General features: G+C 41.9%; 15 protein-coding genes. 3 read left to right on the top strand and 12 right to left on the bottom strand.

The genetic code is table 11. The features are described from left to right. Positions 1-164 precede the first annotated feature (164 nt). Complete coding sequence (locus ACFN7Z_RS08685) at positions 165-2,321, bottom strand: TonB-dependent siderophore receptor (protein ID WP_010326691.1); 2,157 nt, start codon at positions 2,319-2,321, stop codon at positions 165-167. 402 nt (positions 2,322-2,723) lie between these two features. Here ACFN7Z_RS08685 and ACFN7Z_RS08690 point away from each other — a divergent pair, with 402 nt between their 5' ends. Then, positions 2,724-4,817 (top strand): TonB-dependent siderophore receptor, encoded by a 2,094-nt coding sequence (locus ACFN7Z_RS08690; RefSeq protein WP_010326690.1) that lies wholly within the window; start codon positions 2,724-2,726, stop codon positions 4,815-4,817. 114 nt (positions 4,818-4,931) lie between these two features. Here the strand turns inward: ACFN7Z_RS08690 and ACFN7Z_RS08695 are convergent, their stop codons facing one another. The 7 genes from ACFN7Z_RS08695 to ACFN7Z_RS08725 all read right to left on the bottom strand — a co-directional run bounded on the left by ACFN7Z_RS08695 (position 4,932) and on the right by ACFN7Z_RS08725 (position 13,354). Then, positions 4,932-5,045 carry a hypothetical protein gene (locus tag ACFN7Z_RS08695; RefSeq protein WP_010326689.1) on the bottom strand — a complete coding sequence of 38 codons (114 nt, stop codon included), beginning with the start codon at positions 5,043-5,045 and terminating at the stop codon, positions 4,932-4,934. Positions 5,046-5,250: 205 nt separating this feature from the next. Then, entirely contained in the window at positions 5,251-8,397 is a 3,147-nt protein-coding gene (locus ACFN7Z_RS08700) for an efflux RND transporter permease subunit (RefSeq protein WP_029575020.1), read from the bottom strand. After that, positions 8,387-9,613, bottom strand: a complete 1,227-nt coding sequence (locus ACFN7Z_RS08705) for an efflux RND transporter periplasmic adaptor subunit (protein ID WP_010326687.1) — start codon at positions 9,611-9,613, stop codon at positions 8,387-8,389. The genes ACFN7Z_RS08700 and ACFN7Z_RS08705 overlap by 11 nt, the downstream gene beginning before the upstream one ends. A gap of 1 nt (position 9,614) precedes the next feature. Beyond that, the gene (locus tag ACFN7Z_RS08710; protein WP_004693168.1) at positions 9,615-10,937 is read right to left on the bottom strand and encodes a TolC family protein; all 1,323 of its coding nucleotides are present in this window, start codon (positions 10,935-10,937) and stop codon (positions 9,615-9,617) included. A 47-nt stretch (positions 10,938-10,984) separates the two neighbouring features. Beyond that, positions 10,985-11,413 (bottom strand): cation efflux protein, CzcI-like, encoded by a 429-nt coding sequence (locus tag ACFN7Z_RS08715; protein WP_004693170.1) that lies wholly within the window; start codon positions 11,411-11,413, stop codon positions 10,985-10,987. Between the two features lie 65 nt (positions 11,414-11,478). Continuing rightward, on the bottom strand, positions 11,479-12,387 hold the full coding sequence (locus tag ACFN7Z_RS08720; protein ID WP_004693172.1) for a cation diffusion facilitator family transporter: 909 nt from the start codon (positions 12,385-12,387) through the stop codon (positions 11,479-11,481). Positions 12,388-12,517: 130 nt separating this feature from the next. After that, positions 12,518-13,354: an SDR family oxidoreductase gene (locus tag ACFN7Z_RS08725; protein ID WP_010326685.1), complete on the bottom strand. Its 837-nt coding sequence runs from the start codon at positions 13,352-13,354 to the stop codon at positions 12,518-12,520. Between the two features lie 385 nt (positions 13,355-13,739). Here ACFN7Z_RS08725 and ACFN7Z_RS08730 point away from each other — a divergent pair, with 385 nt between their 5' ends. Continuing rightward, positions 13,740-13,901 carry a hypothetical protein gene (locus tag ACFN7Z_RS08730; protein ID WP_004979714.1) on the top strand — a complete coding sequence of 54 codons (162 nt, stop codon included), beginning with the start codon at positions 13,740-13,742 and terminating at the stop codon, positions 13,899-13,901. A 209-nt stretch (positions 13,902-14,110) separates the two neighbouring features. Here the strand turns inward: ACFN7Z_RS08730 and ACFN7Z_RS08735 are convergent, their stop codons facing one another. The 4 genes from ACFN7Z_RS08735 to ACFN7Z_RS08750 all read right to left on the bottom strand — a co-directional run bounded on the left by ACFN7Z_RS08735 (position 14,111) and on the right by ACFN7Z_RS08750 (position 19,343). Beyond that, positions 14,111-14,998, bottom strand: coding sequence for a DMT family transporter (locus ACFN7Z_RS08735; RefSeq protein WP_058951991.1), 888 nt, complete (start codon positions 14,996-14,998; stop codon positions 14,111-14,113). A gap of 265 nt (positions 14,999-15,263) precedes the next feature. After that, a complete protein-coding gene (locus tag ACFN7Z_RS08740) occupies positions 15,264-16,541 on the bottom strand; it encodes a DcaP family trimeric outer membrane transporter (RefSeq protein WP_130235431.1) in 1,278 nt (425 codons plus the stop codon). Positions 16,542-16,781: 240 nt separating this feature from the next. Further along, entirely contained in the window at positions 16,782-18,149 is a 1,368-nt protein-coding gene (locus ACFN7Z_RS08745) for an MFS transporter (protein WP_130235430.1), read from the bottom strand. A 279-nt stretch (positions 18,150-18,428) separates the two neighbouring features. After that, positions 18,429-19,343, bottom strand: a complete 915-nt coding sequence (locus tag ACFN7Z_RS08750; protein ID WP_130235429.1) for a LysR family transcriptional regulator — start codon at positions 19,341-19,343, stop codon at positions 18,429-18,431. A 115-nt stretch (positions 19,344-19,458) separates the two neighbouring features. On the opposite strand from ACFN7Z_RS08750, the gene ACFN7Z_RS08755 reads away from it, so the two are divergent. Then, a complete protein-coding gene (locus ACFN7Z_RS08755) occupies positions 19,459-20,568 on the top strand; it encodes a muconate/chloromuconate family cycloisomerase (RefSeq protein WP_130235428.1) in 1,110 nt (369 codons plus the stop codon). Positions 20,569-20,576: the final 8 nt, after the last annotated feature.

A 20,576-nucleotide genomic window follows, 5' to 3' on the forward strand; every position in this document is an offset into this window, starting at 1 on the left:
GCAGTAAGAATTTTTTATACAAACCTATTTCTGTAGACTTATTCAACCTTCATCATTCATTCAATGAATAAGCCCACAACTAACACATGAGTCTTACCAGCAATAGGTTTTCCTACGACCCAAAATTGGAGAATTTAGAAAACCTAAAACCTAGCGATTTCTGTCTAGAAGTTCACAGTCCATGAAAATTGTGCTGTACGTGGTGTACCCAGAAATAAATAGTCATCCCCGAAAAAGCTTCCTGCATCTCGCCAATATTTTTTATTGAACAGGTTGTCCACATTCAGGCGAAGCATATTGTCATAACCATAAGCACGGAAGTTATAAGCTGCACCCGCATCGAATACGGTATAGCCTGAAACTTTAACCGTACCCGTTTTGTTGGCGTATTTACTGCTGCTGTATTGCATACCTGCGAGTAAACGTAAACCTTCTACTTGAGGCATTTGATAAGACACATGACTGGCAAAACGAACTGTCGGTACGTTTTGAGTTTGATGCCCTTTATAAGCATCGACCTGTATATCTTCCAAACGTGAACGGGTCAGTGCCAAAGTCGATGTCATATCCAGATTTTCAGCAACACGACCTTGCAAGCCCAATTCCAAACCTAGATTATGCTGTTCACCATCGGTGACATAGTAATTGTCTAAGTTGGTATATTGATGGTCTTGTGTTAAGTCAAACAAAGCGGCAGTAAATAGTAGCTCTTGCCATTGCTGTTTAAGACCTAATTCATATTGAGTTGAACGTCTTGGTGCTAAAGTTTCAAAGGCATTTCCTACGATACCTTTATCCTCATTACCATAGGCAGACCACGGCGCTTGACTGCCGTCACTTATCCCTTTGGCATAAGAAGCATACAGATGAGTGTTCTGCCAAGGCTGATACATCAACGCGAGCTGTGGCAAGAAGCGATTGAAGTCGGTGTCACGAATACTGTTGCCATCCGCAGCATAGGCACTTTCATTTAAATGCAAAAGCTTACCGCCCAGCAAAACTGACCATGCATCATTAAATTCGATTTGATCCAACAGGTTGAGGGCTGTTTGTTGACTATCTAACGATTTGTAATGATTACCTAAGGCTTTGTCCGTAGGCGTATATGTAATAGGATCATTATAAATATTTCCTGAACCTATCCATTCATTGATTGCATCATACTGAGTATGGCGTTTGTAGGCATGTGACAACTCTAAACTCAGGTTATGTTGCCATGCTCCAGTGTTGAATTTTCCGTTTAAGCCCGTTTTAAATTGATTGGTTAGATAACTATCATCTGGGCTGCGGAAATCATAAATATCGTAGTTACCATCAGTGTCAAAGGTGTAGGCAAAGGCTGAGTAATCATCTACGACCACACGACTTTGTGAAACAGACAGATTGCCGTTCCATTTATCATTGATTTGATAACTATATTTCAGACTCGTATTTAGACTTTCATTGGTGATTGGTTTGCTCCAGCTTTGATAACCCAGCAAACGATCCCATTCCACTCCTGTCGGTACAGTTTCACCACCAAGTAGCTGATAACCTGGTACTGAACGTTGTTTTTGACGCTGTGATTCAAGATCAAATTCAAGTTTTGAACGATCTGAAATTTTCCAGTCTAAAGCCAAGGAGCCAAACAAACGTTTTCCATCGGCATGTTCAACATACGGGTGAATGTCTTCATAAGCTGCATTCACGCGATAACCAAATTGTTGATTGTCTCCAAGCCATCCACCAAGGTCGGTTGCCACACGGCTACCGCCATGACTGTCTGCTTCGATGGTTAAAGATTGGACATCTTTGGGGCGTTTACTCACATAGTTCACTACACCGCCTGGCGTGGACATACCACTTTGAATCGCACTCATGCCTTTTAGGATTTCAACTTGTTCTTTATTTTCAAGCGCCACGTTTTGCTCACCGCGTAGCAAATTACCGTTCAGTAAATAACTTGATCCCGCATTTAAGCTAAATCCACGCATCACAAAGTTTGCATAGTAACCAATAGGTGCATAGCCATCCCCAACAGACGCATCGTTCTTTACCACATCGCTCAGTGTTTTCGCATGTTGATCTGCGATCAGTTCAGCAGTAACGGTGTGAATAGATGCAGGAATTGCTGCAAGGTTTTGCTGACTAAAGCCAGACAAATTAACTTTGGGTTGATAATAAGCCAGTTGTTCAGTCTGAGCAGTAGTTGTAATGGTTGCGAGTTGCTCTACATCACTCTCTTCTGCCGCATGTACCCATACCGAGTTCAGCCCTAGACATGAAAATGAACCAACCGCCAATAATGCTTTTTGTAAACGAGAAAATGGATACGTTTTCACTGTCGTTGCTAACCCCAAAAGATAAATTTACAGCCTGAATTTTGCGGCATGAGTATTCACAATTTTCTTAAAATGAACAAGCACATTATTCAACATATCTCAGCTTTTTTTTAAAATTATCTGGCAATAGCTTTGAGTGTGTAGATTTTGAAATTGAGTTTAACTATCTGATTTTAAATTATAACGTTGATCTGCGTTCAATATCTTCAGCCGTATTTGATACAGCATATGGTAGATGGGAATTTATCTGAATTGAAACAGTGTATTGTGGATTGGAACCTAAAAGCTTAGGTTGATTTATTTCATTTTTTTAAGATATTTTTTAATTTTAGAGTGATTTTTTAACTATAAATCCATTAAAATGTTATAACATAACAATACAAGTCTAAACTACTCTCCTTCATGATGAATAAATTCTCTCTTTTTTCCTCAAGCATATATTTAAGCCTGCTGAGTTCTTTCACTTGGGCCGAAACTTCAACAGAAGTACTCCAGACCATCCAATTACAAGCCGAAACTGAGGGTGAAAACCTTCAACAAAGCACAGCAATGACTAAGTTTTCACATGACATTTTAGACGTGCCATTTAGTCGAAGTGTGTTATCCAAAGCTTTAATTCAACAACAAGATGTGCAACGTATTGACGATGCATTAACACAAGTGAGCGGGGTCTATAATCAAACCAATTATGGTGGCGGCTTTTGGGATAACTTTTCATTTAGAGGTTTTAGTACAGACCCCAATATTGGGGCACAAATCATCAGAAATGGTCTAAGTGTCAACCGTGGACTCAGCGCTCCGCGAGATATGGTGAATATTGAATCCCTCGACTTTTTAAAAGGCCCAATGGCTGCGCTCTATGGCCGCGGGGAAGCTGGCGGTCTACTGAATATCAACACTAAAAAGCCTGAATGGGAAAGTTCTTCAGAAGTGAATTTACGTGCCAATAGTTTAGAAAAATACCGTGCTAGTTTTGAACATACTGCCCCAATCAGTGATCGTGTGGCTTATCGTATTGCGGTCGCACATGAAGATAATCAAAGTTTTCGTGATCATGTGCAGAGTGAGCGTTGGTTTTTCTCCCCCCAACTCACATGGAAAATTTCAGATTCAACCCAATTAGATTTTGACAGCGAATTTACCCGACAAGATGGAACCTTCGACCGTGGTGTAAGTAGTTATCAAAAACAATTCGTGATGGACCCTAAAACATTTACAGGCGAACCTGATGATGGTGATCATATTCAAAAAGATCATTTCTATCAGCTTCGACTTGCACATCAGTTTAATGATGACTGGAAAATGAATAATGCTCTTAGTGTGAAAGATACTCAGCTCAAAGGCTTTTCCAGTGAACCTCGTCGTATTCAAAGTGATGGACGTACATTAGAGCGCCAGCGTCGCTACCGTGACAATAAAAGTGATGACATTCTCTTTCAAACTGAACTACTGGGGACGATCCAACAAGACTGGGCCCGTCATGAAGTACTTTTGAGCACTGAACTTGGGCAGATGAAGTACCGTCAATTACAACTGCGTCGAAACCACAGCAGTAGCGTGCCAAATAGCATTGATATCTATACTCCTATTTATGGACAATACTTACCCGAGCTTCCACTTTTCATTAATACCGAAGAACAGCAACGCTATTTTGCACTGAATATACAAGATCAAATTTTCCTTAATGATCAATGGAGTGTGCTATTTGGAGCACGCTTTGATCACGTCACCCAAGACTTTCAAAATAAACTTGCAGGTACATCCAGTAAAAAGGATTTACAACAAACCAGTCCACGTTTGGGTTTAAACTACCGACTGAATGATCGTTGGTCATGGTATGCCAACTATGGAGAATCCTTTGCACTCAACAGTGGCATGGACCGAAACGGCGATGTGTTTAACCCTGAAAAAGGCAAAAGCTATGAGATTGGTGGGAAATATCGGATTACCCCACAGAGTTTGCTGAGCTTAGCCCTCTTTAAAATGGATAAAGAGAATGTCTTAACCACAGATCCAGCAGATAGTAACTATCAAATTACCGCTGGAGAAGTCTCAAGTAAGGGACTAGAGTTCGATCTAGAGACACAGCTCAATGATCAATTTTCTATACGTGCCAACTATAGCTACACAGACGCTCAAGTGGAAAAAGACCAAAGTCTTGCTAAGGGTTCACGACTTAGCAATGTTCCGAAGCACAGCGGCTCTATCAGTAGCAACTATGAATGGACCCTTGCCAATGCGGACAAAGTTGGACTCGGTGCAACAGCAATCTATGTGGGCAAACGTAGTGGACACAGTACAGATAACGGCTTCAGCTTTCCTGAGTACACTTTGTTGAATCTAAACGCTTATTATGCGCCAACAGATCAGCTACGCTACCAGTTCAATGTGCACAATCTCTTAGACGAAACGTACTATGTTGCAAGCTATAGTGATATGTGGATTCAACCCGGAGATCCTTTAAATGCATCTGTCTCGGTGCAATGGAAGTTTTAAAGTTTAAAAAACCAGACTTATCTCGTAGGAGTTGAGTCTGGTGTTAGAAAAATAAGATTCTGATTAGTTTCTGAAGTATTAGCTGCCTTAGTTTTCTTTAGCGTTACTATGTACTTACTTCAAAAAGTATTCCCAAATGATAAATCCAAGAAAAAATCCAAGAAACGAATATAAAGTAATGATAAAGAATACAAACCAAGCTCTATTTTTCTTCAGTAAAAAGTTCATTTTCAATACCTCAACGCTCTATCTATATTCATTATTCTAAGGTTTCCTATACGAAAGGACAGATACAGTTCTTTGTGAAAAAAATATAACAGACTATAACAGATTTGCCATTTTTAACTCTCCAAAGCGATCAGACTGATATCAAGTAGTATAAAAAAGTATGAGGAGACTATTTTGCCTCCCCATGCTTCAACTGATTAAGGGATTAAACTTTCGTTTCTTTTTTTGCATTCATCCAACGATACAACACTGGCAATAGCACCAAGGTCAATAACGTCGAAGAAATAATTCCACCAATCACCACGGTCGCCAGTGGACGTTGAACCTCTGCTCCTGTGCCTGTGGCAAGCGCCATCGGCACAAAACCTAAGGACGCCACACAAGCGGTCATTAAAACAGGCCTTAATCGCAAAATCGCTCCCTGCCAAACGGCTTCATGTAAGCGGTATTGCCCTCTTAACTCTTTAATGAAGGTCAGCATGACCAAACCATTTAAAACGGCAACGCCAGACAAGGCAATGAAACCAATGCCCGCCGACATTGACAAAGGAATGTCTCTTAACCACAAGAAAAGCACACCACCAGTTAGGGCAAATGGAACACCCGTGAACACCAGCAAGCTTTCTTTGATGTTATGGAAAACAGCCATCAGCAAAATAAAGATCGTCAATAATGCCAGTGGAATCACAATCTGCATTCGAGCCTGTGCCGAGGCCAAATTTTCAAACTGACCACCATATTCAATCCAGTAGCCACTTGGAAGTGGGTATTGTTTAAGCTGACTTTGTACTTCTGTGACAAAAGAACCTAAATCGCGCCCTTCCACATTCGCTGTGACAATCACACGACGTTTGCCATTTTCACGGCTGACTTGGTTGATGCCATCCATCATTTTTACAGTGGCAATATCGGTGAGTAAAATACTGCCACCATTCGGAAGCTGTATTGGCAGTTGCGCGATCCCACTGACACTACGGTCTTGTTCACTAAGTCGAATCACAAAGTCAAAACGGCGGTCACCCTGTAAAATTTCACCAACATTTTGTCCGCCAATGCTTGCTGATACATAGTCTTGTATGGTTTTGACACTTAGGCCGTATTGCGCCGCCAAGCTTTTATCAATTTCAACATTGAGCAAAGGTAAACCCGACGTTTGTTCAACTTTAACGGCGGTACTGCCTGAAACCTGTTGAATCAATTTACTGATTTTTTCAGCTTCCGTATTTAATACTTGCATGTCATCGCCAAAGATTTTGACACCGACATCGCTACGTACACCCGATATTAACTCATTGAAACGCAGTTCAATTGGCTGAGAAAACTCACTGTTGTTACCGGGCAATGTTGCTAAATAGGCCTGCATACGGCTACGCAGTTCATCGAGTGTTTCTTTTGGATTTGGCCATGCATCACGGGGTTTCAGCATGACGTAACCATCTGAAATATTCGGTGGCATCACATCGGTCGCCACTTCAGCCGTGCCTGTTCGCGCAAAAATAGCCTGTATTTCAGGGAATTTCTTCAGAAGTAGCTTTTCCGTATTTTCCTGAATACGAAGTGATTCTTCTAAGCCTGTGCTTGGAGAGCGCAGTTGCTGTACAGCAAAGTCACCTTCACTCAGTTGCGGTGCAAACTCACTGCCGATACGTGTTGCAAGTAATCCCGTCAACACCAATAAGCACAGTGCGAAGGTCAAAACCACCGCTTTATACTGATAGGTACAGTCCAATACTCGCTGATATCGCTCTTTTAGCCACAGCATCCAACGGCTTTCAGTTTCTTTAATGTCACCTTTGACAAAAAGTGCGACAGCCGCAGGTACAAAGCTGATCGACAAAATAATGGCTGCAACGAGTGCAAGTACAACAGTCAAAGCCATTGGGTGGAACATTTTTGCCTCTACACCAGTCAGTGCAAAAATCGGTAAATACACCACTAAAATAATCAGCTGACCAAAAATGAGTGGACGGCGGGCTTGACGCGCTGCCAAAAACACTTCTTTAAAACGTTCCGACTGAGTCAACGGTCGTTTGAGTAACTGCTGGGCATGGGCTAAACGGCGAATACAGTTTTCAACAATTACCACTGCACCGTCGACAATAATCCCGAAATCCAATGCCCCTAAACTCATCAGGTTGGCACTGATGTTCTGCTGTGCCATACCCGTTAAAGTAAACAGCATAGACAGTGGAATCACACAGGCTGTAATTAACGCCGCACGAATATTACCTAAGAATAAAAAGAGGATCACAATCACCAAGATTGCGCCTTCAACCAAGTTCTTTTGCACCGTTTTAATGGCTTTTTCCACCAAAGTCGTGCGGTCATAAACCGTTTCTATTGTGACACCTTGCGGTAAACTGCTTTGCACCTCCTGAATTTTGGCATCTACAGCTTTAGACACCGTTCGACTATTTTCCCCCATCATCATCATAGCGATGCCGAGTACAGTTTCTTCGCCGTTATAGGTTGCTCCTCCTGTTCGGAGGTCATGATCAATTGAAACCTGCGCAATATCCGCGACACGAATGGGGTTCCCATTTGGGCTGGCAACCGTTGTATTTTCAATGTCTGCAAGACTGTTGAGTGTCCCCGGAACACGGACTGTGAGCTGCTGACCATTTTCCTCAATATAACCAGCGCCACGGTTTTCATTATTTTCCTGTAAAGCAGTTTGTAGTTGGCTTAAGGAAATATTCAACTGTTGCATACGGTTTAAGTCGGGAGCAACCACATAGGTTTTATTAAACCCGCCAATACTGTTGACCTCGGCAACCCCCGCAACACGTTGCAATTGTGGACGAACGATCCAATCTTGGATCTCCCGCAAGTCCATCGCGCTATAAGCCGTACCATCCACTTTTTTGGCATTCGGTTCAGCTTTAATGACCCATTGATAAATTTCACCTAAACCCGTCGAAACTGGTGACATGGTTGGGGAAACATCGCTAGGTAAGTCCGCTTTGACCTCTTGCACCCGTTGATTAATCTGCTGACGTGCCCAATAGATGTCTGTGCCATCCTCAAATACAATGGTGACTTGGGACAAACCATAGCGTGAAATAGATCGAGTCAGCTGTAAATCTGGAATACCCGCCATTGCAGTTTCAATTGGATAGGTAATCCGCTGCTCAACCTCCAATGCGGTAAAACCATTGGCTTGGGTATTAATTTGTACTTGCGTATTGGTAATATCGGGCACTGCATCAATCGGCAGTTTTTGATAGCTATAAACCCCGACCGCAATCCATGTACAGACAAAGAGCATGACCCAAATTGCATTTTGAATAGAGAACTGAATAATTCGTTCAAACAAACCCTCAGGCTTGGGTAAATCATGATTAGTGTGCATGATCAGCCTCGCCTTTTTCTAATTCAGACTTAAGAACAAAGCTGCCTTGACTGACATAGCGTTGTCCTGCTGTTAGGCCTGAAATCACTTCCACCCATTGAACATCATTTGAAGCTTGCCCAAGTTGAACGGGCTGCGCTTTCAAATGCACTTGTCCTTTTTGTTCAGCGTCGACCACAAATACCGAAGTTTGACCTTCAATGTTTTGAATAGCACTTTTATGGACGCGAAGTGCTGTTTTTGAACTGGTATTGTCTAAAAAGATATTCACTAAAACATTTGGACGTAGTTCAGCCGCTTGGCTTTTTAATTTAGCACGTACCACCAAGCGTCCTGTTTGTGCATCGGCTTGAGAGGTTAAGCTTTGGATAATGGCTTCATATTTTTGTTCAGAAGCATTCGGCTTAAATGTCAGACTCTGATTGGCTTGTAACTGACCTGAGTACTGAGCAGGCAGATTAAACTCAAGCCATAACTCTTTAAATTGTTCAATCACAAAAAGCTGATCGGCCAATTGTACGTTTTCACCCACTACGATATCTTTTTGGCTAATCACACCTGAAATGGGTGCTTTAATGGCAAAACGACCATTTACTCCACCTGTTGCCCCTAGGGCGTTTAAGCGGCTTTGCACCGATTGCACAGTAATCTGCGCTTGTCGGTAAGCATTTTCTGCCCGTTGGTAATCCTGCTTGGCGGAAATGCCCTGTGACCATAACTGCTGTTCACGTTGATAATCTTGACGTGCCAAATCCAAACTGGCTTGAGCCATCCGCAAATTGGCCTGTTGATCAATCAGTTCTGGGACGGACAGTACAGCTAAGGTTTGTCCTTTTTGTACGTTTTGACCAAGTTCAACATTCACCTGTTCCACATGCCCACCAAAGTTTGGCGAAATATGTGCTTGCTGATCGGTATTAACCACAAGCTTTCCAGGCAGAACGGTAACTTGAGACACCACGCCTTGTTGAGCTGAAGCGATTTGAATGCCTTGCTCTGTCAGTTGCTGTGCCGTCAGTTGAATTTCACCTTCCTCGGCATGTCCTTTTTCTGCCTCGGGTTCATCAGCATGTTCAGATTCTTCATGCGCATGTTCATCAGTGGTTGTATCTTTCGAGCTAAACCAAATTCCAACAGCGATGAGAAATGTAATGAGGAGCAAAAGCCCAATCATCAATGGCTGTGATATTTTTCCAAATTGGTTTTTTAGTTGCATATTATTGTGCTCCGCCAAGGATGAGGTCTTGTATTTGTGCGATTGAATTTTTACTGATTTGGCTATAAGCATCTGAACTACTGATCTGCTCATAGCTAGTACCGAGGCTGAGTGCTTCTGCGCTCAATGCAGTCTGCCAAGCTTGACGTAATAACTGCAACTGCCCAAGGCGTATGCTTTGCAGCTGTAAGTTGGCTTGTTGAATGTCGGTAATGGACAGCTTTCCCGCTTTAAAACCTTGCAGCGTGCGGACTTGCACTTGTTCTGCCAAAGACGTTTGTTGACTCATCGAACTAAACTGTTTATTTAGTCCTTTGAGTTCATGCATGGCATTGGCGATATCTAAAATTTGCTGTTTTAACTCACGCTGTTGCTGCTGATTCAACAGGCTTTGCTGACGCTGGGCCATCGGAATGCTGTATTGCTGACGGTTAAAAATATTCAGCGGAATATCCACGCCGACACCTAATGTGGTATCGCTACTTTCATTCGGTGCTTGGCTCCGTTTCATGCCGACATTTAAGGTCGGATTGGGACGTGCCTGCACTTTTAAACTTTCAATGTTTAAATTGGACTGTTGAATGTTCAGTGCATATAGCTTTTCCAACCAACCTTCAGCAATATAGCGCTGTACTGTGGCATCGCTTTGATCTGGCCATGGCATTGAGGTCGCATTGAGTTGAATATCGGCTTTGGTTTCGCCCCAAAGGTTTGAGAGTTGACGCTGTGCTACTTGTTCTGACAGTACCGCTTGTTGGTATAAGCGCTGCATATCCAAACTTTCGATTTGCGCACGTTCATAGTCAACCAAAGCAATACTGCCCGCCTGATAACGTTTTTTGGCACTGTCTAAATTGTTTTGACTCACTTTGAGTTGTGCTGCGTACAGCGATTTTTCAACTTGTGCCAAAGCCAACTGAGACCATGCAAATTTCACCACCAATTGGCTTTGTGCTGTCCACAGTTGTTGTTGTAACTGTCCTTGTTGCTGCGCTGTTTCTGCGAGTTTTTGATTAAGCTTACGCTGTCCAAAAACATCTAAGGGCTGACTGATGGCAATACTGAGCTCTTGATTGGTATTTGAACCCAAACCATCTTGATTGATATTTAAGCTAGGATTTTGCCATAGGCCACTGTTTTTGATGTTCAGCTCTGAAATGCTTTGACGCTGTTGCCCAATGTCGCTTTGGTTTTGATAGCGCTCTACTTTTGCTAAAGCTTCATCCAAAGTCTTGATCGGTTCGGCAAAACTCCATTGCATTGCGGCTGTTGTTATGCCCACAGCAAGGGCTTGGCGTATAAACGCCTTAAATTGATTCGACATGTTTTTTCCCACTAATTTTTAGAAGAAGTGGTGGGAAATGTTTTAGGCTACCCCACCATTAGCGGGGAAAGTTCAGGAGGAGGATGTTGCCCCAATAAATCAGGGGCTTGATAGGCATTGTGCCAAAAAAACTGCGGACGCTCACGAACTTCAAACGCGAGCGGCATTTGATAGTTTATTTCTTTCGGAATAATCAAATGTGCCATTGAAGGCAAATGATCTTGATGGTCTTGATGGTCTTCACCCAATTCAAACTGATCATTTGCCGTTTGAGTATGGCTATCGGCACTGCTTTGCTGGTGTGCCTTATCATCAGACACACACAAGGTGGTTTGATGATGCCCAAAATGAAAATTTTGTTGCGTCACGACTTGAGTTTTTTGTTCTTCATGGACGCAAAAAGCTGCCGCCACGTTCCAAAGACTTTGGAACATGAATAAAGCAACTAAGACGCTAATCCACGTGGTAGAACGCATAATGTCGTACTGAAATAAAGTGACGCTATTGTAAAGCCTAGACTAAGTCTAAGGTCAAGTCTTTTTTAATGACTATGTTCATGTTGGTGTGGATGGCATTCATCTTCTTCAATCTGCAAAGTCACTTGCGTAATCCCATGCTCATGCCCCAATAACTCCACAGCTTGGTGGTATAAAGCTCTCTGATCTACATCAGGTGCAATCAAATGCGCTGTTAAATGCACATTCTTAGAGGTAATGGCCCAAACTTTAAGCTGGTGAATACCTTGTACACCCTCTAAAGCCAGCAAATCATTGCGTAAAGATTCGATATCAATTTCACTTGGTACACCTTCGAGCAAAATATTGATACTTTGTTTCAGTAGCACCCAAGTTCTAGGTAAGACCCAAAAGCCAATCAACACCGCAATAACGGTATCTACCCACATCCAACCTGTGAAATAAATCACCAGTGCGCCAATGATCACACCCACAGAGCCCAAGGCATCACTGAGCACTTCAAGATAAGCCCCTTTCACATTTAAGCTGTCTTGACTGCTCGACACCAAAATCTTCATTGAAATCAGGTTAATGATTAAACCCAGAACCGCAACAACCAACATACCCAAGCTTTGAATTTCAGGTGGCTGACTAAAACGCTGATAGGCTTCATATAAAATGTAAATGGCTACCACAAACAACATCATGGCATTAAACAAAGCTGCCAAGATTTCAAACCGTTGATAGCCAAAAGTACGTTTATCATCGGCAGGTTTTTGCCCAATTTTGATGGCTGCTAAAGCAATCGCTAAAGCAGCGGCATCGGTAAACATATGCGCTGCATCGGACAGTAAGGCCAAGCTTTGCGTGATAAATCCTGCGACCACTTCTACAATTAAGAAGGTAAACGTCAGGGCAAGTGCGATGGTTAATTTCTTGGCATTTTTTGCAGTCACTTCAACATGACTGTGATCATGGTTATGAGAACCACTCATGTAGGACTCCTTATCATTTTATTTAACGGAATGCTTTAGCATTGAAATCGAAGCTTTTTTTAATTTAAAAATTACTCGATTTAGTATACTCGGTTAAAACAATAAAATCATCTTTCATGTGAATACGTCTTTATTTACGGCGTTTTTTCCCTGTCAAAAAGCTCATGGCCTGCGTATAGCCTGTTGGTGTAATACGCTGTACCAGATCGATAATTTTGGCATCTGTTCCAATTAAGACACGGCGCTCATCTTTTTTTACAGCCTTTAAAATGGCCTGTGCTGCCACATCTGGCGGGGTTTTAAGCATTTTATTGAAAGAACGGCTAGCACGCTCTGGGTTCATACCCAGCGCACGAATACTGTCACTCATTCGAGCACTATTGGCAATATTGGTACGTATCCCACCCGGGTGAACACAAGTTGCACTGACACCACAGTTTTCTAGGTCTAGTTCTTGGCGTAGTGCCTCGGTAAAACCACGGACAGCAAACTTTGTCGCATTATAGGCACTCTGAGTAGGTTGAGCAGTGAGCCCAAATAGACTTGAAATATTCACAATATGCCCAGAGCCACTTTGTTTTAAGTAGGGTAAAAAAGCTTTGGTTCCATACACCACACCCCAAAAGTTGATGTTGAAAATCCACTCGGCATCTTCATAGCTCAGACCTTCAACAGTACTCGCTAACGCGACCCCTGCATTATTAAAAACTAAATTGACCTGCCCGAAATCCTGCTCACACTGCTTTGCCCAATCCTCTACTGCTTTACGGTCTGAAACGTTCAGTTTTGTGAGCGTGACTGAAACAGGATAATCTTTGACGTGGTTTAAGGTTTCCGCCAAACCTTGTTCATTGAGATCACTGAGTGCCAAATGTGTACCTTGTTTAGCCAGTTGAATCGCCAACTGCTGCCCAATGCCTGAACCTGCGCCTGTGATCGCTGCCACTTTATTTTCAAAATTTTTCATAATGCTCTCTAAATATCGTTTTAAACTTAAACGCCATGCTGAAGGTTCAAGTACTTTAGTTCTACGCAGACAAGGTCTATTTTAGTTAATGTACAAAAATTACAGTCATGAATGAAATGATCATTTCTAATGATTCAGTATGTATAAAATTCATGAGTGGTATTTTAAATATAAGATCATTTTTAATTTTCTTGTATTTTCAAGTGATAGGACTCTGAAAACAAGTTACTGATATCTACATAGTGTGTCACATAGGCTTTAGACTATAACAGTCCTGAGCAATTCTGCTTCATCTGTTATATTTTTTTAATCTTGTTTTTGTACCTGTTTCATCAGTCGTTTGCTTTACATAATGTACTCATCACCTCAGTTGAGTGCAGTAACCATGAAAGATCTAGACTCAAAAAAACCAGCAAAATATGCAGATAGTTCAATTTCAGATAAAGCATTTAAAAACATGATTATCTGGTTCGCGATTTACTGTGGGCTTTTTTGTATAGGTGTGATTTTCTTTGTCGGTGCAGATCAAAACTACCTTCTTCAATAAGAATCTGAAGTTTGCTGCACTAATATCAACATCTAAATTCGGGCCTCAAAATTAAACTCCACGAGAAAATACACTTTGGAGATTAAACCTAGACATGGGTTTAATCTCTATTTTTTTGAGTTGAAGACTAGTAAAACGGCAGTTACATTACATTTTGAATGGTTAATGTCATTACAAATGAATGACAGGGGCTGTGTAAAGATCAGACTTCAAGCCCAAATCACTAAAAATGCAGCAACCACCACCAATACAATACCGAGATGTTCAGCACGTGCCAGCTTTTCTTTAAAGAAGTAGGCTGAAATCAACATACTAAAAATAATCTCAACCTGCCCCAAAGTTTTTACAATGGGCACTGACTGCATACTCATGGCACTAAACCAACCCAGTGACGCCAAAAAACTACATAAGCTGACACGAAATGTAAGTCCAATACGCTGCCACATGGCCCATAATGTTGCACGGCGAAATATACCCAAATACATTAAAAGTAAACAGCACTGTGTCCCAATCACCATTAAGAGCACCCAAGCTGCACGGTGAATAAACGGTAAATTATCTAGTTCTAAACTGGCCTCACGTACCAAGAGCGAGGTAATGGCAAAACATAAACCACTACCGATACCTATACACAAGGTTTGCACCGAAAAATCAGAAAAGTCCCGCCCTTTGGACATTAAAAAAACTGCGAAGCCTCCGACAGCAACCCCAAACCAGCCTAAAAGGCTTAAATGATCGGATAAAAAGAGCACGGCAATAATCGCGGCAAGTACTGCTTCACTTTTAGCAAGACCCACTCCAATTGCATAATTTTTTTGCTTAAAAAGCTGAACCATCAATGCTGTTGCTGCAATTTGGCTCAACGCCGCAATAAGCACATAGATAGCAAAACGGAGATTGAAATGGACGGACTCTGTCACAGGTTGGAAATGGTAAAGGCAACTGATGTAAATCAGTGCTAAAGGTAAAGCAAAGATGAACCGCGCTAGAGTCACTCCATAAACATCTACAGTAGTACTGAGTTGCTTTTGAAAAGCGTTGCGCCAAGCCTGCATGAAAGCGGCCATAAGCGTAAAAAGAATCCATGTTATTGTCATCAAGTACTCTATATACAGTTACTTACCTCACATAATGTAACCCGTTGATGGCAGCACATGTGCTTTATTTTCATGACTTATTCTTATGTGACAAATAACTTAAGTTCTGACGAAACTTCGACTATTGCATGACTTTCGCAACATTTCCTCAAAACTGAGTATCGAGCAAAACATAAAAAGCCGAAGGGGTTATCCTTCGGCTTCTATGTGAAATTTCACTTCGATCTATACATATCAAAGTGAAAACGGGTTATCACTTAAAGTATTAGAAGTTATAAATCGCAACCAAGTTCACACGGTTGTCTTCACCTTTTTTACTACCATTTGCCGCAGGTGCAAACGCTTCACGCTCACCGTAGACATACTCTACGCCAAGGCTAACAGGCTGAACTGGGCTATAGAATAAATTACCCCATGCCTGCCATAAGTTTTTATTGATTTTGGTATCATCAGCTACAGCATCAAGGTAGTCCTGATTTTTATCAAAAGTCATATAACCATAAGCCAAAGTACCACGTAATTTGTCATTAAACTTCTGTGTTAAACCGACAGTAATTGAGTAAAACTCACTTTGTTCAATACTTGTGCCTGTTGCAACTACGCCAGGGTTAGTAAAGGATACAAAGCTGCTATCGCCTTTAACATGGTAGTAGTCGGCTTTCACAGAAGTCACAGGGGTGATGTCAAATTTGGCACCAACACCTACGCCATACGCCCACTCTTCTTGATTTTGAATGCGTTTTTCATGCGCCATTGCACGCCCACTGACTGAAAGTGCATCATTAAACTTATGATTCAGTCGTCCTGTAAATGCTGGCATACGTTGGCTCATGCTGGCATCTTTCGGGTCTTCCACTGCCGCGACTAAGTTAGTATTTGGCGTAAATTTATGGGTATAACGCACTTGAGGTGTACGTTTAATTGAAGCACCCACATAAGCCAAAGCATCAATCGTTTCAGGGATGTAGTCTGGAGTCGCAAAGTTTGACCACGTTTGACCAATTAACCAGTTACCATAGTTTAAATACGCATGACGAATACGTAAATTATCAAGGTTTGCGCCGCCTAAAAAGTCGACCTCAATTTTGGCATTTAAGTTCTGATCGGCGACTGGCGCTTTAAAGTCCAAACCTAATCGCGTTGCTGAAAGGGTTGATCTTAAGCGATCGCTATTTTCAGCATTTCCTTCTAAAGGCACGCTATTGATTTGGTTATAGGGCATATCACGAGAGCCACCTTCGGCCTGATACGATGCGTCCGCGCGAACATTACCGTATAAGTTGAACTCTGCCCCACCTTTGGTCAAACCTAAACCCGTTTTTTCAACCGTTTTTGGCGTCGTCAACACTTGACGTTCAACAGCGCTCAATTGAACAGCTTGCTGCTGTTGTTGCTGAGTATTCTGTTGAAGCATTTGTTTTAACGCATTAATTTCATTTCTAAGTTGCTCAATCTCTGTCGTCGTATTGCTTTGTGCATGTAATGCTGCACTGCTTAACATCGATAAAGTGACAACTAAAGCGTTCTTCTTAAATTGTTTCATTTAACACGGGTCCTGTGTATTTAAGTCTGTCCTGACTTTTACTCTTTAATATTTAGCTCTCTTTTTCATCGCTGTTTTCTAACGCAATGCATTTCTTTTAATACTTTAAAATGAAACTTTTTATCGCATTAAAAATCGCGTTAAAAAACAACTTCTAAAAAGCAAATTGATTTTAACAATTCATACAGTTTTTGAAATGAGCCTACTACTAATGCACTAGACTCATGGGTTCAATATTATTTAATTGGATGTCGATTTAACTGCATCAAACACTTGTTTTGATTTGGTTTTTTCACCATCTACAGACACTTTCAAGTTGACCATAAACACTGCCAAAGCCGCAATTACACCAGGTATCGCAATCACGAGAAAATTCATTTGATGTGGCAACTCAAAAGTTAATAATGCACCTGTTAATACTGGTCCAACAATTGCGCCAATGCGTCCTATGCCTGAAGCCCAGCCCATACCTGTAGAGCGCACCGCAGTTGGATAGAACTGTGCAACAAAGGTATACAGTAGAATTTGTGAACCAATGGTTGCTGCGCCCGCAATTGCAATTAAACCGTACAGCACCATTTGTGGACTGTTGAAACCAAGTAGAATTAGTGCAATAGCACCCACGGTGAACATCGTCGTTAAAACTGGTTTTAAGTGGAAACGGTCTGCGAGCGCACCACCGCCAATCGCTCCAACCATACCGCCAATATTTAAAGCAAATAAGAAAATCATACTCGCACCAAGCGAATAACCTGCTTGAATCATTAGTTTTGGTAACCAGCTTCCAAGCGCATAGACCATGAGTAAGCACATAAAGAATGCCACCCAAAACATCATGGTGCTAAAGGTACGGCCTTGTTGGAACAATGCTTTTAATGGAGCATCATCACCAGCAACAGGTTCGTTGAGCTTAAATGTCGTTTCTGGCTGAATCGCTTGCTCAGGTGCAATTTTTTGCACAATTTCACGGACTTTTTCAGTTTCACCCTTTTTAGTCAGGAACATTAAAGACTCAGGTAAAAACTTCCAAAGAATCGGTAAAGCCAGAAATGGAATGATGGCGATATAGAACATGATTTTCCAACCATAGTCTGTTACCAACCATGCACCCAGTAAGGCTGATGTCATGCCACCAATAGCATAACCACTGAACATAACCGCAACGAGTGTGCTACGAATACGCTTCGGAGCATATTCAGTCATGAGTGCGACCACGTTTGGCATCACCCCGCCAATGCCAAGTCCCGCAAGAAAACGTAAAATCCCAAACTCAATAGGATTGCTTGCAAATGCGCCTAGAAAGGTGAAGCCACTAAAAATAGCCACACAAATCATAATGGTCTTTTTACGGCCTAGTTTGTCAGACAACGTCCCAAAGCTCATTGCACCGAACATCATGCCAAACAAAGCTGTACTCGCAAGTAAGCCTGCTTGTACTGCACTGAGTCCCCACTCTTGCATTAGAAGTGGCAACGCCACACCATAGATGACTAAATCATAACCGTCAAAAATAATAATCAGTAGACACCAAATGAGTACACTCCAATGAAAGGGCGTAAATTTGGCTTCATCGACCACCGTGTTGATGTTAACTGGATTTGTATTCACTTTAAGCCTCCTGCTTGCGAATGTTTGTTGCTGTGCACATTGCAGCAAAAGTAGCTTTCTTGTCCAAAACCGAATAACTCTATATTTATACCTTTAAGGTCGGTTAAGGTTTTTATTGTTTTAAATGAATTGCTTATATAAGCCATAATTTCAGTGAGAGACAGAAAATAAGCAAAACCAAGCGAAAATGACTATAAAAAAGCCATCCCCAAGGATGGCTGTAATGGCTCTATTTAAAATGTAGACGTTAAAAGTATCGTGAAATTTAAATCCCCAAGCTTAGATAAATGCACGGTCATATTTGATCGCTTCAAGGTCATAGACCTGGTAAATACAATCAAATAATGAACGAATGTCCTCGCTTTCATCCATGGAACGAATAGCCAGGAAAATGGGGCTAGTCGCTGCATCATCTAAGATTGGAATATAGTTCAAATGCGGCAGTTGAATGGTTCGTGCACTTTCTGGAACCACACAGATTCCTTCTCCAGCGGCAACTAACCCCAGTGCCAACTGTATTTCACGGACTTCTTTTAAATGTTTAGGTTCCAGCCCGTATTCTGAAAACAACCCTTGGACTTGGGTAGAAAAGTTTGGCTTGGGATGACTTGGATAAAGAAATAAGTTTTGATCGACCAAATCCGACAGGTAAATGCCTTGTTTTTGCGCTGTCAAAGGATGACTAGAATGTGCCGCTAACATCAACGGTTCTTCACGCAGTAAAACCCGACGCACAGCAGGATCTGAAATACGTAAGCGTCCAAAACCAACATCAATCCGCCCTTCTTTTAAGGCTTGAATTTGGTCTTTGGTACTCATTTCAATCAATTCGATTTTTAAATGCGGCTGCTGTTGGCGAAATAAATACACAATTTTAGGCAATAACCCATATAACAACGATCCCACAAAGCCCATGGTCACCGTTTTTTCAACCAAGCCTACACGCTGTGTCATGGCTTTGACTTCTTCGGCATTAGACAAAAGTTTAACCGCATGTTGATAGAAGAATTGCCCTGCTTCTGTGGTCTTGAGTGGACGGCTGCCACGTTCAAATAATTGCACCCCCAATTCAGCCTCCAGATTTTGTATCTGGCGGCTTAAAGGAGGCTGTGCAATGAATAATTTTTCAGCAGCTTTGGTAAAACTCTGCTCTTCTACAACAGCTACGTAGTAGCGGAGGTGTCTCAATTCCATGACTATTTATACCTTTAAGATATATTAAAATGCTAATTTGATCTTCGACAGTTCATATTTATTCTTTTAAGGTATATCACATCAGGTACACAACGCAAGGCTGCGCAGAGTTAAGATGTATAAATCTATAGAAACCTTACTCGTCGAAATCCCCACTATTCGCCCACACAAAATGGCGGTAGCGACTATGCAAACGCAAACGCTTGTCTTGGTGAAAATCAGCACTGAAGATGGCTTTGTCGGTTGGGGTGAAGCGACAACGATTGGTGGACTTGGCTACGGTGAAGAAAGTCCAGAAAGCATTAAGACCAATATTGAAACTTATTTTGCACCTTTATTGAAATCCCTTAAAGCTCCAAACATCGCACAAACCATGCGTGCTTTGAAAAAGAGCATTAATGGTAACCGTTTTGCCAAATGCGCAATTCAAACCGCCCTGCTAGATATCCAAGCACAACGTTTAGATTTACCCCTGTCTGAAGTATTGGGTGGGCGTTTGCGTGACAGCTTATCTGTGCTCTGGGTATTGGCATCTGGTGATACTGAAAAAGATATTGCTGAAGCTCAAAAAATGATTGAGGCAAAACGCCACAATATTTTCAAACTTAAAATTGGTTCACGCCGTGTAGAAGAAGATGTTGAACATGTTCTTGCGATTAAACAAGCACTGGGTTCAGACATTTCCATCCGTGTTGATGTGAACCGTGCCTGGTCTGAGCTAGATGCGATTAAAGGCATTCAACTGCTACAAAATGGTGGTATTGATCTGATTGAACAGCCGTGTGCGATTGACAACATTGATGCGATGCAGCGTTTAACACGACGTTTTGATCTTGCCATCATGGCGGATGAATCGCTCATGGGACCAAGCTCAGCCTACCGTTTAGCCAAAACCAATGCGGCCTCTGTTTTTGCAGTGAAAGTGGCTCAGTCTGGTGGATTAATTGAAGGTCATGAAGTCGCGAAGATTGCCAACTTAGCCGGTATAGATTTGTATGGTGGAACCATGCTTGAAGGTGCAGTCGGCACGATTGCTTCGGCACATTTGTTCTCGACCTTTGAAAATTTAGCTTATGGCACCGAGCTATTCGGCCCACTGCTGTTAACCCAAGATATTTTAAAAACCCCACTTCAATACACTAACTTCGCTTTGCATTTACCTCAAGGCAAAGGACTCGGTATTGAGTTAGATGAAAACAAGATTGATCAGCTGCGCCGCGCTTAAGCGACGTC

The organism is Acinetobacter sp. P1332 (assembly GCF_044057475.1).
In the GTDB taxonomy this organism is placed as follows: Bacteria; Pseudomonadota; Gammaproteobacteria; order Pseudomonadales; family Moraxellaceae; genus Acinetobacter; species Acinetobacter johnsonii.

What these genes read in the sequence shown, in the direction of transcription:
- ACFN7Z_RS08725 (WP_010326685.1), bottom strand. Translation starts at nt 13,354, where the DNA reads ATGAAAAATTTTGAAAATAAAGTGGCAGCGATCACAGGCGCAGGTTCA.
- ACFN7Z_RS08715 (WP_004693170.1), bottom strand. Translation starts at nt 11,413, where the DNA reads ATGCGTTCTACCACGTGGATTAGCGTCTTAGTTGCTTTATTCATGTTC.
- ACFN7Z_RS08730 (WP_004979714.1), top strand. Translation starts at nt 13,740, where the DNA reads ATGAAAGATCTAGACTCAAAAAAACCAGCAAAATATGCAGATAGTTCA.
- ACFN7Z_RS08690 (WP_010326690.1), top strand. Translation starts at nt 2,724, where the DNA reads ATGATGAATAAATTCTCTCTTTTTTCCTCAAGCATATATTTAAGCCTG.
- ACFN7Z_RS08710 (WP_004693168.1), bottom strand. Translation starts at nt 10,937, where the DNA reads ATGTCGAATCAATTTAAGGCGTTTATACGCCAAGCCCTTGCTGTGGGC.
- ACFN7Z_RS08695 (WP_010326689.1), bottom strand. Translation starts at nt 5,045, where the DNA reads ATGAACTTTTTACTGAAGAAAAATAGAGCTTGGTTTGTATTCTTTATC.
- ACFN7Z_RS08700 (WP_029575020.1), bottom strand. Translation starts at nt 8,397, where the DNA reads ATGCACACTAATCATGATTTACCCAAGCCTGAGGGTTTGTTTGAACGA.
- ACFN7Z_RS08740 (WP_130235431.1), bottom strand. Translation starts at nt 16,541, where the DNA reads ATGAAACAATTTAAGAAGAACGCTTTAGTTGTCACTTTATCGATGTTA.
- ACFN7Z_RS08705 (WP_010326687.1), bottom strand. Translation starts at nt 9,613, where the DNA reads ATGCAACTAAAAAACCAATTTGGAAAAATATCACAGCCATTGATGATT.
- ACFN7Z_RS08750 (WP_130235429.1), bottom strand. Translation starts at nt 19,343, where the DNA reads ATGGAATTGAGACACCTCCGCTACTACGTAGCTGTTGTAGAAGAGCAG.
- ACFN7Z_RS08720 (WP_004693172.1), bottom strand. Translation starts at nt 12,387, where the DNA reads ATGAGTGGTTCTCATAACCATGATCACAGTCATGTTGAAGTGACTGCA.
- ACFN7Z_RS08735 (WP_058951991.1), bottom strand. Translation starts at nt 14,998, where the DNA reads ATGACAATAACATGGATTCTTTTTACGCTTATGGCCGCTTTCATGCAG.
- ACFN7Z_RS08755 (WP_130235428.1), top strand. Translation starts at nt 19,459, where the DNA reads ATGTATAAATCTATAGAAACCTTACTCGTCGAAATCCCCACTATTCGC.